This window comes from Deferribacterota bacterium (assembly GCA_034189185.1).
Taxonomy (GTDB): domain Bacteria; phylum Chrysiogenota; class Deferribacteres; order Deferribacterales; family UBA228; genus UBA228.
Genome location: JAXHVM010000041.1, coordinates 1 through 13,800, shown reverse-complemented (window position 1 = coordinate 13,800; position 13,800 = coordinate 1). Strand labels below are relative to the sequence as shown.

Annotated in this window: 10 protein-coding genes and 1 tRNA gene; 7 read left to right on the top strand and 4 right to left on the bottom strand. The window is 32.9% G+C overall.

The features are described 5' to 3' along the window. The 3 genes from SVN78_04515 to SVN78_04505 form a co-directional block, all read left to right on the top strand. A partial coding sequence (locus SVN78_04515; GenBank protein ID MDY6820867.1) for an efflux RND transporter periplasmic adaptor subunit occupies positions 1-285 on the top strand: 285 nt, incomplete at its 5' end. A gap of 41 nt (positions 286-326) precedes the next feature. Further along, the gene (locus tag SVN78_04510; protein MDY6820866.1) at positions 327-3,590 is read left to right on the top strand and encodes a CusA/CzcA family heavy metal efflux RND transporter; all 3,264 of its coding nucleotides are present in this window, start codon (positions 327-329) and stop codon (positions 3,588-3,590) included. Between the two features lie 309 nt (positions 3,591-3,899). Continuing rightward, a complete protein-coding gene (locus SVN78_04505) occupies positions 3,900-4,598 on the top strand; it encodes a DUF5714 domain-containing protein (GenBank protein MDY6820865.1) in 699 nt (232 codons plus the stop codon). A gap of 436 nt (positions 4,599-5,034) precedes the next feature. Here SVN78_04505 and SVN78_04500 read toward each other — a convergent pair whose 3' ends face one another. The 3 genes from SVN78_04500 to SVN78_04490 all read right to left on the bottom strand — a co-directional run bounded on the left by SVN78_04500 (position 5,035) and on the right by SVN78_04490 (position 9,813). After that, a complete protein-coding gene (locus SVN78_04500) occupies positions 5,035-5,814 on the bottom strand; it encodes a hypothetical protein (protein ID MDY6820864.1) in 780 nt (259 codons plus the stop codon). Positions 5,815-6,079: 265 nt separating this feature from the next. Then, a complete protein-coding gene (locus SVN78_04495) occupies positions 6,080-8,302 on the bottom strand; it encodes an esterase-like activity of phytase family protein (GenBank protein ID MDY6820863.1) in 2,223 nt (740 codons plus the stop codon). Between the two features lie 68 nt (positions 8,303-8,370). Further along, complete coding sequence (locus tag SVN78_04490) at positions 8,371-9,813, bottom strand: metallophosphoesterase (protein ID MDY6820862.1); 1,443 nt, start codon at positions 9,811-9,813, stop codon at positions 8,371-8,373. Between the two features lie 140 nt (positions 9,814-9,953). Between SVN78_04490 and SVN78_04485 the strand changes: the two genes are divergently transcribed. From SVN78_04485 to SVN78_04475, 3 genes are all read left to right on the top strand, one after another. Next, positions 9,954-10,036, top strand: a tRNA-Leu gene (locus SVN78_04485). Positions 10,037-10,197: 161 nt separating this feature from the next. Further along, complete coding sequence (locus SVN78_04480; GenBank protein ID MDY6820861.1) at positions 10,198-10,611, top strand: hemerythrin family protein; 414 nt, start codon at positions 10,198-10,200, stop codon at positions 10,609-10,611. Positions 10,612-10,677: 66 nt separating this feature from the next. After that, on the top strand, positions 10,678-11,172 hold the full coding sequence (locus tag SVN78_04475; protein ID MDY6820860.1) for a DUF2147 domain-containing protein: 495 nt from the start codon (positions 10,678-10,680) through the stop codon (positions 11,170-11,172). A gap of 48 nt (positions 11,173-11,220) precedes the next feature. On the opposite strand, the gene lysA is transcribed toward SVN78_04475, so the two are convergent. Next, positions 11,221-12,471: a diaminopimelate decarboxylase gene (gene lysA / locus SVN78_04470; protein ID MDY6820859.1), complete on the bottom strand. Its 1,251-nt coding sequence runs from the start codon at positions 12,469-12,471 to the stop codon at positions 11,221-11,223. Between the two features lie 95 nt (positions 12,472-12,566). On the opposite strand from lysA, the gene SVN78_04465 reads away from it, so the two are divergent. Further along, the coding region (locus SVN78_04465; protein ID MDY6820858.1) for a hypothetical protein at positions 12,567-13,800 on the top strand (1,234 nt) is incomplete at its 3' end.

The window sequence follows — 13,800 nt, the reverse complement described above, 5'->3', positions numbered from 1 at the left end:
TATGCAGATGCTAAATTTAGTTATTCTTTAGGAGAAAAAATATCGGTCTCTGAAGAAGCTCTCTTTAGGACAGGGACAAGACAGTATGTCTTTCTAAAATCAGGTGATAATCACATAAAACCAGTTATAGTTAAAACAGGGGTTTTGGGAGGAGATGGTTATTATGAGGTTTTATCAGGGTTAGATACAGGTGATATGGTTGTAAGCCCAGCAAATTTCCTTATTGATTCTGAATCGAGATTGAAGGCGGTTTTCAGAATGGTTACAGATGGACACAACCACTAAATATTATTGGCTTGTTGAATACTTAGTAGTTTGAGGGCTTTATGATAAAAAGGATTGTATCTTTTTCAGCTAATAACAAGTTTTTTATGATACTTCTTGTTGCGGCAGCTGTTGGTTACGCAGTTTACACAATAAAACACATCTCTTTAGATGCAATTCCAGATTTAAGTGACACACAGGTAATTATCTATACAAAATGGGATAGAAGCCCTCAAATTATTGAAGATCAGATTACCTACCCCATTGTTACAAGTCTCCTTGGGGCTCCAAAGGTTAAGGCAATAAGAGGAATTAGTGATTATGGCTTTTCTTATATTTATGTACTCTTTGAGGATGGAACAGATATTTATTGGGCAAGAAGCAGAGTATTGGAATATCTCTCAAAAATTCAAGGTGGATTACCAGAAGGGGCAAACGTTGAGATTGGACCTGATGCAACTGGTGTGGGGTGGGTATTTCAATATGCCTTGGTAGATAAAACTGGAAGATATGACCTCTCAGAAATGAGAACATTACAAGACTGGTATATAAAATATGCTCTTCAAAGTGTTGTCGGTGTTTCCGAAGTAGCAACAATAGGAGGATTTGAAAAGCAATATCAGGTAACAATTAAGCCTTCACGTTTGCAGATATATAATGTGTCAATTAAGGATGTAGTTAATGCTATCAAGAAAAGTAGTAACGAGGTGTCAGGAAGACTTATTGAGTGGTCAGGTAAGGAATTTATGGTTACAGCTGAAGGTTATATTCAGGATATTGAGGCTTTAAAGAAAATAGTAGTCAAGTCCGTTAATGGAACACCTGTATTTTTAGATGATATTGCAACTGTTACTATAGGGCCTCAAATAAGAAGAGGTCTGGCAGAGTTAAATGGGGAAGGGGAGGTCGTTGGTGGTATTGTTGTAATGAGATATAAAGAAAATGCCCTAAACGTTATTGAAAGAGTAAAAAAGAAGATTGAGGAAATTAAGCCAGGACTGCCTAAAGGGGTGGAGATTGTTACGACCTATGATCGATCTGATTTAATTAAGGAATCAATTAATACGTTAAAACATACATTAATTGAGGAAATAATTGTAGTAAGCCTTATAATCCTCTTATTTCTTTGGCATATTCCCTCAGCATTAATCCCTATTTTTACAATACCTATTTCAGTATTATTAGCATTTATACCTATGTATATGATGAATATCACTTCAAACATTATGAGTTTATCTGGTATTGCAATATCTATAGGCGTCCTTGTAGATGGTGCTATTGTTGTAGTTGAAAATTTATATAAAAAGGTAGAAAGCTGGAAGGCTAGTGGCAAAAAAGGAGATCCCCATAAAATTAAATTAGAGGCGATGATTGAGGTTGCCCCTTCTATGTTTTTCTCTCTCTTAGTAATTGCTGTATCCTTTTTGCCTGTGTTTACCCTTGTTGATCAGGAAGGTAAGCTTTTTACACCTCTTGCATGGATGAAGACTTTTACAATGGTTTTAGCCTCTATATTGGCAATAACATTGACACCATCGGTGGTTATGTTATTTAAAAGAGTTGATCCCTTTAATTTTAAACCTAAATTTATTGCTAATTTTGCAACGAATATTTTTGTAGGTAAGTACTACCCTGAAGAAAAACATCCAATAAGCAAAGTCCTTTTTAAAATCTATGAACCTGTATGTCGCTTTCTCTTAAAACATCCAAAAAAAATTGTAGTGTTAACTGTCATAATTTTAGTAGCAACAATACCCCTATATTTTGAGCTAGGTTCAGAGTTTATGCCACCTTTAAACGAGGGCACAATACTGTATATGCCTACAACACTTCCTGGTGTATCAATTTCAGAGTCTAAAAAACTCCTTACATTGCAAGATAAAATTTTGAAATCTTTTCCAGAGGTTGAATCTGTATTTGGTAAGGCTGGCAGAGCAAATACATCAACAGATCCTGCGCCACTTTCAATGATGGAGACAACAGTTGTTTTAAAACCAAAATCAGAATGGCGAGAAAAGGAGAGGTGGTATACAGATTGGGCACCAGAGGCACTGAAAAAAATATTAAGAACAATGTGGAGTGATAAAATCTCATATGATGAGCTGATAGCTGAGATGGATAGAGCTCTCCAAATACCAGGAAATACAAATGCTTGGACTATGCCAATTAAAGGAAGAATTGATATGCTTACAACAGGGATGAGGACACCAATTGGTATTAAGATTATGGGTAGTGATTTAAACCAGATTGAGAAGATAGGTATTTATATTGAGCAACTATTAAAAGAAATTAAAGGGACGCGAAGTGTTTTTGCTGAAAGAGTTGGTGGTGGATATTATGTTAATTTTACGCCTAAAAGAAAAGCGTTAGCAAGGTATGGTTTGACCTTAGAGGATTTACAAGATGTTATTTCAACTGCGATTGGGGGTGAAAATATTATAACCACTGTTGAGGGTAGGGAAAGGTATTCTATTAATGTGAGATATGCGAGGGATTTTAGAACTTCTATAGATAACCTTGAAAGGATTTTTGTGACAACGATGAAGGGAATACAAGTGCCTTTAGGTGAGCTTGCTGATTTAAATCTGTCTTTAGGCCCATCTATGATTAGAAATGAGAATGGGATGATAGCTGGCTATGTATATGTGGATATTCAAAATAATGTTGATATAGGAAGCTATATTGAGCACGCAAAAGAAAAACTCAATGAAAACCTTAGCCTTCCTCAGGGTTATTCTATCAGTTTTAGTGGACAATATGAGAATATGCTTAGAGTAAAAGAACGTTTAAAGCTTATTATCCCAATAACAATTTTGTTAATACTTTTCATTTTATATCTAAGCACTCGTTCAGCTATTAAATCCCTAATAGTTCTTCTTGCTGTTCCCTTTTCAATTGTTGGTGCAATCCTTTTACTCTATTTCCTTGATTACAATATATCGATTGCTGTTTGGGTTGGAATGATAGCTTTAATGGGTCTTGATGCTGAGACAGGTGTATTTATGCTTCTTTATTTAGATTTATCTTATGAGGAAGCAAAGAGGAAGAAAGGGTTGAATAATCTTGTAGAGCTAAAAAATGCCATAGTTAATGGGGCTGCCAGGCGGGTTAGGCCTAAAACAATGACAGTTCTAACATCACTTATAGGCCTTCTGCCAATTATGTGGTCAACAGGAACGGGGGCTGATATGATGAAGAGAATTGCAGCTCCAATGGTAGGTGGTCTTACTACCTCATTTTTGATGGAACTTATGGTTTATCCAGTTTTATATCTTCTCTGGAGAAAAAGAGATTTAAAAAAAGATAATATGCAACAAAGTACATAATCCTTCGACTTCGCAAGTCAGATTTTCCGCATACACACGCCATCACAGCACATTTACCTAATCCTCTGACTTCGCAAGTCAGATTTTCCCCATCCATACGCCATTTCAGCCCATTTCCCTAATCCTTCAACTTCGCAAGTTGAATTTTCCGCGTATTTACGCCATCACAGGCTATACCCGACAATTATCCCATTTCACCTGACTTCGCAAGTTGAAGTTGAGCTTTTCTGCCAAATGTCAAATAAAATCATGGATATTTCACTCTATTTGACTATTATTTATAGATAAAATTAAGGTTAATGTGTGATAATGGCTTTTAAGACAGGTTGTATTATCTGCGGTAGTGAACTAGTTTATAAAGATAATATAGAAAAAGTGCAATGTTATTTTTGTGGGGAAGAAACTAAGTCAAATGTTATTTGCATTAATGGGCATTTTATATGCGATAAATGCCATAGTTTAAAAGCTAATGAGTTTATTCAAAGGATTTGTGTAAATAGTAAAATTAAAGATCCACTGGAATTAGCCTCACAAATTATGGAGCATCAAAAGGTAAATATGCATGGACCAGAACACCATTTTTTAGTGCCTGCAGTTTTATTGGCAACATATTACAATGCTATAGGCAAAACAGGTGAAAAGGAAACTAAAATTATCGAGGCTAAGAGGAGGGCAAAAAATGTTCTTGGTGGTTTCTGCGGGTTTTATGGTAGTTGTGGTGCTGCAATAGGCGCAGGTATATTTATGAGTATAATAACTAATTCAACACCCCTTTCAAAAGAAGGTTGGAGCTTGAGCAATAAAATAACAGCACTTTGCTTAAATTCTATAGCAGAAGCAGGAGGCCCTAGATGCTGCAAAAGAAACACATTTATTGCCTTAATAGAAGCAATAAATTTTATTAATAAAAATTTAAATGTATCAATGAATTATAATAAAATGGTATGTAATTTCACTTCTCTTAATAAAGAATGCTTAAAAATTAACTGCCCCTTTTATAAAATATAAAATCCTCTGACTTCGTAAAATCCTCTGACTTCGCAAGTCAGATTTTCCCCGTATTTACGCCATCACAGCCCATCTCACATCCCCCGACCGAGCACTTAAGTTTAAGTGCTCTGGCCCAATCTCCCAACTTCACAAGTCAGATTTTCCCCGTCCCCACGCCATCTCACGTCATCACCCCAATCCTTTAACTTCGCAAGTCAGATTTTTCGCATACTTACGCCATCACAGTAAAACCCTCTGACTTCGCAAGTCAGATTTTCCCCGTACTTAAGCCATCACAGCACATCTCCACCATCCTCTGACTCCGCAAGTCAGATTTTCCCCGTATTTACGCCATCACAGCCCATCTCACATCCCCCGACCGAGCACTTAAGTTTAAGTGCTCTGGCCCAATTTCCCAACTTCACAAGTTAAACTTTTTTGAAGTGGCTTAAAATTAGGGTTTTTTTAAGAGATAGTTATAATTAAATATATATTTTAGAAATTTGTAGAGTAACCAGAGGAAAAATAGTGGTATAATTACTGTATCAAGTATAAATATTAAAATAAGTTTTAAACTGCTTTCGATAATTTTTTCTGCACTATCTTTTAATTGTTCTATGAAGTTTTTACCATTATTCTCTTTTTTTAAGAAATTTTTAAAACCTTCAATAACTCCTTTAGTTGAAAATATTGCACCATAGGTAGCAGTTAATTCCTCATTTGTTTCATTTAAAGTATATCTTGCTGATTCATACTCTTTTTCAAAAAATAGTTTATTTGTAGTCCAATCAATAAAGACAAAAAATGGCAATATAAATTCAATTACTAGAGCAACTATAAAAAACTTTATTACTAAATTAAATAAAAAGGATTTTCTTAAATTTTTTATAATAATAAGGAAAAAAAGTAGAATTAATCCTAAATTAAGAAATATATTAAAACTTATAAATGGGGCGATCTCTATAAGAAAACGCTGGATACCCAAAGAGACTATGCTCAGTAGCAAAATATTTGATAAATTCTCTATTATATCATCAACTGGATCAAGAACCTGGCCAATGCTAATACTTGCTCCAACACCTGCAGGTGTTAGGTTAACTGTAGAGCTTTTTAGCATTGAAATAATTGCATTTATACCCCTTGCCGATGTAAAAGCAATTATTGCCTTATTAATTGAACTATCAATATATGAAATTGTCATATTATCGATTTTTCTTACATAATTAGAATTCACAAATTTGTTGTTTAATTTGGGAACATTAATTAACAACAATAGCAAGATTATAAAAATTAGTAAAATTGACTTCAAGGTAGTTTTCATAGGATACTTAATAATTTTAGCAAAAAGATTTTAAAATATGAATACAAAAATAAATATGAAAACTCTTAGGCTTCGCAAGTTAAACTTTCCTTCAACTTCGCAAGTTGAATTTTCACCGTAAACACGCTATTTCTAAATCTTTCTACTTCACAAGTAGGGAGATCCTATTAAATTAATATCACTGGGTGATATCAACTGTAAAGAAATAGGTTTCACCAGAACTATCATCAACACCATCATTATCTGTAACTGCAAAACCTTGTCCATTTTTGTCAACGGCAAAGCCTTCAATTTTATCAACAACAAATCCATTAGTTGATAGTAAATCGGGAATAAAATCATGGACTAACTCTTTATTAACCACTGGGAGATTACCACTTAATCCAGCAGGTTGTAATTCAGAAATGGGCACACGGTATAAAGCTTTGATTTTAGCTTTGTCTCCAATTTGATTATCACGTTCAACAATATAGACGAAATCCCCATAAGCAGTTATTTCAGAAAGCCCAACCCAACCATCTTCGATAGATTCGGTGGGATAGCGGACTGCGCCCCACTTCCCTGTTTCTAAATTATAAGCGACTAAGCGAACTGTATTTTCAGGGTCATCTTTCCACTGTCTTTGAATGGCGATCCAAAGTGTATTATCAATCATAGTAATTCCTTCTGCAGCCCATTGTTCTGATACCCTAACTAGCTCTTGCGGAAAGAGTATTTCCTCTTGAATAGTTCCCATGGAATCCACATGATAAATCGCATGAGGAATTGATTGATCTGGTCTCCCCTCAGAAGCTAGATAAAATCCACCATCACCATCACTTGTAATACCCTCTAAGTCTAGCTTTTGGGCAGGATGGCCACTTCGATTTACCCTGATTACATCTACAATACGGGCAGGGGTATAATTGGCATTAATACGAAAGATAGAAGGTTGTGAAAAGTAGAAGGAGTCACTGACAGCATAAAGTATCCCTGGTAGAAAAGGATGAGCAGTTAAACCAGATAATGCTCCCCAACCGATTGGTTTTCCATTGATCATAACTGATTCAATCTGTGGATATGTTGGCTTCTTAAAGGTTAGCTCATAAATCATAACGTGTGAGCGAAGCCCACCCTCAGGACCTAAATCAGTTTCATTAGCGCTAGCCAACAGGTTAGTCCCAGGAATTTTTACTGCCGATTCTGGTGATATGCCGGATGGTAAGAGCTGGACAAACTCAGGTGCTAATCCCCTATCTCTGTAGACACCAATAATAGAAGCTTTCTCAGCTAAAAGAAAGATATAGGTTTCACCGTTAAATGAAGCAACTTCTAATCCTTCTGGTTCAATTCCTCTATTCTCAGAACGATTTTCAGGATAATGGCCGACAAGAGCACAGGCATATTCAAAAGATAATCCTGATTCATAGAGCACATCACCTTGGGTATTGAAAATAGTAAATCCACGGGAACCACCCTGGTAGTCCCCTTCGTTGGCTGTAACAAAACGTTCATTGTCTAACCATTTAACCGCATCCGGTTCACGGCGTCTGTTTTTTTGACTGCCATTAAAGATCAATGCCCCATCTTCCCTATTGTCTAAGCCAACTAGATCAACAGTGCCGGCAGAGAAATGAGAGCTAATCTCGCCAGTTTCAGCATTAATAATTACAATATGATTGTTTTCTTGTAATGTAACAACAACGTCATTATTACTATTAAAGTCAACAAATTCAGGTTCTGGGTCATTAGGCGCAATATCAGCTAAACCAGTAAGGTTAATTATTTTTTTACTAGATTGCACTGGAAGATCATTTTCTATAGCAAAAAGAGTAAGATTACCAGCAGGCAATTGGGGAATTGTGCCATTGTTGAAATCCTCATCACGTTCATTTTCGATGGCAATAGCAACAAAACGGCCATCTGGTGAAACTGCAATACTATCTGGTTGTCCCTTTAAGTCTAATCGGGCAATTTCCCTTTTTTCCAATGTTGAAACAACAGAGAGATAACCGGAAGGATGAACATAGTCTTTAGAAGTATTAACAGCAACCAGGATATTATTACCGCTTACTGCAACTGAGGTTGGCTCACCGTCCATCTTAATAAAACCGGCAGGCAAGGGGTTTTTAGGATTGCTAATATCTATCATACCAATACCACCTAATGGGCTATCTGAATAGATAAGCAAAGAACCATCCGGTGTAGCTGTTATAATTTCGGCCGATGATTCACTGTTTATATTCATTGATGAGGGAATATTTAATGCCGTAGAAAAGGAAGCAATTCGTTGAAAGCTCTGTGCAAAAGAGGAGGATCTTATACCGATATAAGCTGATATATTGGCAAAATTAAAAAGTAAAACAAATGTAAAAAAAACCGTTAACATCAAATTGATAGAAACAGTTTCAGAATGTTTCATTTTTTATCTCCTTGTCTAAAAAGATGCATTATATTTTTAAAACTGCAGGTATTTGTTTTATTAAATTTCTATATTGTATTTTTTGAAATATTTTCACTAACTACCTTTGGCATAGAAAATATTAACTCTGTATTTCTATCAGTATCATCACCGTAGCTAGTTTCATGGTTTGCGCCAGGATCATTATATGCAATGTGAGCAATCTCTTCATTACTATGCCTAAATTGCCGAGTAAAAATACTACCAGTGCCGTCTTTATTATCATATATAGTTAACCTTCGCCACTCCTGTGGAAAATCTATTATAGAACTTGTAGTAATCAACCAATAGCCACCATTGTTACTTCTTATTGCTTGAATTGAATTATCGTGTGTATGGCCACATATATGGACTATAACATTTTCATAGGATGATAGGGTATTTTCAAACTCTTTTGGTGATATATCACTTAATATACCTAACCAACTTGTTGGTGGGTGATGTGAAAATATTATACACAGTTTATCGTAATTATTTTCTATTTCACTAATCATCCAATTAAATTGTTTTCTATCAAGAATGCCTTCCGAGAAAGTTTCTTTAGGTATTTCCCCCTTTGCATAATAGTTTGCAGTATTTAAAACAATACAATGTATAAAAGGCTTTGGAGTAAAGCTGTAATAGCCTTCATTTGGTGGTGGCATATTTGCAAAGCCGTGCCCTAAGGGAAGGCTAATAGATGATTTGTATAAATCTATGCATTCATTTGGGTTCAAAAGCATCTCAGGTGCAGAAATGCTTAGCCTATAAATTAATTTACGGGTATCACTGTTAATATTTTTATCATTACTAGTAACAATGCCAAGTAATTTACCAAGGAATAATTCATTATTAATAACACCTTGATACATTACATCGTGATTTCCAATTGCCGCATACCAAGGCAGTGTCCTATCAAGCCCTATGGGGTTAACATAAGCCATTTCTTTTTTTCCAGTTCTATCAAAGTAATCATTTGATATATAGCCGTCAGCAATCTCTATAAACCATCTAAGTTCATTTTCTAAGTCTGTATCGGTGTGATCCCCCGTTGCTATTAAAAAATCCATTGGTTCTAAACTGTGTTGTTTATTGATAGATCTAACTGTTTCATCCCATAAAAGGGCAGAATAGGGGTCTTGATTTCTTGAGATTGTTTGAATTATGCTATCTAGCCTTGCAAAGATTGGCTCATCTATACCCAATAGCTTTAACTCTTCAAATCTTAAAGGATTGCCCTCATCAACAATATGCACATCCGTTAGATGAGCAAAATCAATCAATTTTATTGGTTTACTATTTATAACAGTGGTGTTTGGTGTAACGTTTAGATCATTTCTAACAACGTAATTTTCAGTGTAATTTTTATTAAATATATCACCAAAGCCAAAAGCTTTTAAAGGTTTAGGTAATAAACTTATTGTAGATGTTAATAATGAATATTTTAAAAATTGTCTTCTATTAAATCTTTTATTATATATATTGTTAACCATAAATAATTAACCTATATTTATATTAATTTTATAAAATTTTGTTTATTTATGTGTTAAATATATGTAAATTTATTAATTAATGGGTTATATTTAAAATTTAAAAGATTTATATAAAATATTATTAATGCACTTTTAAATTTGCCGAAGTGGCGGAATTGGTAGACGCGCAGGATTCAGGATCCTGTGGGATCTTCCCGTGGGGGTTCGAGTCCCCCCTTCGGCATTTTATTTTTTCTTTTAATTTTCTATTAATAAAATCAACAAGCAAGGGTCAATTTATTTACAAGATTTTTACAGCAATTTCTATTTAAATGACTAAATTATAAAAATGGATAAACAATTATAAATATATAGCTTATGAAATTTAAATAATTGGCAATCTCTATGATTATAGCAAAAGATAATTATATTAATGTGATTAATGAACAAAAAAGTAAATTAATTGGAATCTTTTTAGATTTATATAATCTAATTGAGCAAAAGACCATAAAAGTTGATATAAAGAAGATTTTAAATGACTTATATGATTATGCCAGAGGATCATTTCCTTTAGAAGAAAAATTGTTATATCACTTTAATTATCCTAATAAATATAAGCATATAAGTGAACATTGTTGGTTTATAAATAAGATTAATGAATTTATAGAGTTAGCAGGCAAAGATAATTATGAAGTTTTAATTGTTGATATTTTTAATTTTTTAGCCTTTTGGATTGAAAATCATATAGAAAAATCAGACTATCTCTTTTTTAAAAATTTGTATAATCTTAAAAATAAAGCTTATTTAAATAAGAATTAAAATTATTATATTATTTAGTAGCGAAACGGAAAAAGCATTAAATTTATGTATTTATTTCTCAGGGATATGTCAAAAAAGCTAATTTTAAAGTTATTTATAATATTAATAACATTTGTTGTTTCAAATTATTTATATGCCACTGATGATAAAAGTGTATTTGGCTTGTGGAAAACTAATAATATAAGGACAAAAAAACCAGAGGCAATAGTTAAGATATATAAAAAGGATGGTAAATTATATGGCAAGGTTGTTAGGTTGTTACCTAATAGGATTAAAGAATTAAATGAGATGGGTGAATATCCACCTCTTTGCAAGAAATGTCCTGGTAGATTTAAGAATAAACCTATCATCGGTTTAGATTTTGTATATGGTTTAGAGAAGGATGATGACAAGTGGGAAGATGGCAAAATATTAGATCCAGAGACTGGTAAGATATATAATGTTAGCATTTATTTAAATAAAGACAATCCAGACATTTTAATGGTTAAAGGCTGTATAGTTTGGCCATTATGTAAAACCCAAAAATGGGAGAGGGTTTCAGGCAGTAGCGACAACAATTAATAACACAAATTTTATAAATTTTATTATAATTTAAATAATTTGCTAATATTATAAACTGCTGAAATCAAGGGTTGCGAGATAGTCATCAACTGTTTCAGCCCTTCTAATTAATTTTATCTCACCATTTTCTTTTAGTAGAAACTCCGCTGATCTAAGTTTACCATTGTAATTAAAACCCATTGCATGCCCGTGGGCTCCAACATCGTGTATCACGAGGATATCTCCAATGTCAATTTTCGGTAATCTTCTATCTATTGCAAATTTATCATTGTTCTCGCATAGAGAACCAACAACATCATATATCTCACTCTGCTTATCATTTTCTTTCCCTAAAACTGTTATGTGATGATATGCTCCATACATTCCTGGCCTCATAAGATTAGCCATATTTGCATCTACCCCAATATATTTTTTATAGGTATCCTTTCCATGAATTACCCTTGTTATTAAATAACCATATGGGCCAGTAATCATACGGCCATTTTCCATATAGATTTTAATTGGATCAAGCTCAGTATTTTTAATCTTTTTATTATAAATTTCTTTAATTTTTTCTGAGACATAGAAGACGTCAACAGGTTTCTCCTCAGGTTTGTAAGGTATACCAATTCCACCGCCCATATTTATAAATTCAAAGTTTATGTTGTGTTCTCTATGTATCTCTATAACTAAATCTATTAGAATATCTACAGTTTCTACAAAATAATCAGCATTTAGTTCATTTGAGGCTACCATTGTATGTATACCAAATCTTTTTGATCCCTTCTCTTTCATTATTTTATATGCCTCAAACATCTGTTTTCTAGTTAAGCCATATTTTGCCTCTTCTGGTTTTCCTATAATTGCATTTCCTTTTTTAAGTGGACCAGGATTATATCTAAAGGATATTAATTCTGGTATTCCTGCTACTTTTTCTAGAATAGGTATATGTGTAATATCGTCTAAGTTGATAATTGCTCCTAATTCATAAGCCTTTTTAAATTCGTTATAGGGGGTATCATTCGAGGTAAACATAATTTCTTCCCCTTTTAGACCAACCCTTTCAGAGATAATTAGCTCGGGTAGACTAGAGCAATCAGTGCCAAAACCTTCTTCTTTTAGCATTTTAATTATATGTGGATTAGGGGTTGCCTTAACTGCAAAGAATTCTTTAAATCCTTTATTCCAAGAAAATGCCTTTAATAAATTTCTGGCATTTTCTCTTATGCCTTTTGCGTCATAAATGTAAAAGGGAGTTGGGTACTTTTTTGTTATCTCTTCTATAAAAGATTTATCAAAGGGTAGTATTTTAGTAGTCATTTACACCTCTTTTAAAAAATTTTAAGATTTTTATTTTATTATTATAATATTTTGAATATATTTCAACCGTAGAGTTTAATTTTGGTGAAGATTAATTGAATTATTATAATATTATAATACCAAGGCCTGTTAATAAATTATTTACCTATACATCAGAGATTCAGTTAGTTAAAGGTACTAGAGTAATTGTTGATTTTAGAAATAGAAAAACTGCCGGAGTCGTTTTTAGTAAGAGTGATATAATTGATCAAAAATGTAAAAGTATAAATTGCATATTAGATAAAGAAGAGCCTTTCTTTAATGAAAAATACTTAGAATTACTTAAAAGGTTATCAAGAAATTATGTATCATCATATGGTGAAGTATTGGATACCTTGATAAACAGAAATTTATTAAAGGCTGATTATAATGATAAAGAGTCTGTAAAATTTAATAAAGTGTCTATAAAATATGATTCAAATGAAAAATTAGATAGTTCCACCTCAAAACTCTTGTCTTTAATAGGTAGAGATAATAGACCTATTTTGTTTAGAACAGATAATATATATAAAAGAATTAGTGCTTATGTAGGACTTATCAAAAAGTTTAATTTACAAGATAGACAAGTTAAGATACTTTGTCCTGACATTGCTACATTAAATAAAATAGTAAGAATTTTATCTCCAGTATTTAAAGACAAGATCGGGGTATATTTTGCTGCTAAAACTTTAAAATACAGAAAAAAAATGCTTTTAGGTTATAGAAATGGGGATGTAGAAATAATTGCTGGCACAAAGAGTGTTCTTGGCTTACCATCAAAAAACGAGGATTTAATAATAGTTGAGGGTGAGGAGGATGAATTTTATAAACAAGAGGAATCGCCATACATGCAATACAGAGATGCTGCTATTGAGTATGCTAGAATCTTTAAAATACCAATCGTTTTAGGTTCTTCAATACCTTCTCTTGAGAGCTTTTATAATGCAAAGAATAATATTTATAAATATCTTTATTTAGAAAATGATAAAAATATAAAGAATGCCAAAGTAAATCTTATTAACATAAAAGAACATGAAAGTATCTCTGGATTAATCAGTATGCCTATCTATGAAAAGATATATAAAAATATAAAAGAGAAGAAAAAAACTTTATTACTAATAAATAAGAAAGGTTACTCTAATTACTTGGTTTGTAACAATTGTGGCAGCAATTTAATGTGTGATAGATGTTCAGTAAATGCTACATATTATAGGAGTAAAGGTTATTGTCTATGTAATTATTGTGGCAAAAAGATAGATATTGTTTGTAGCAAATGTGGTAGTAAGGATTTTTTTGATTTTGGTTTTGGTA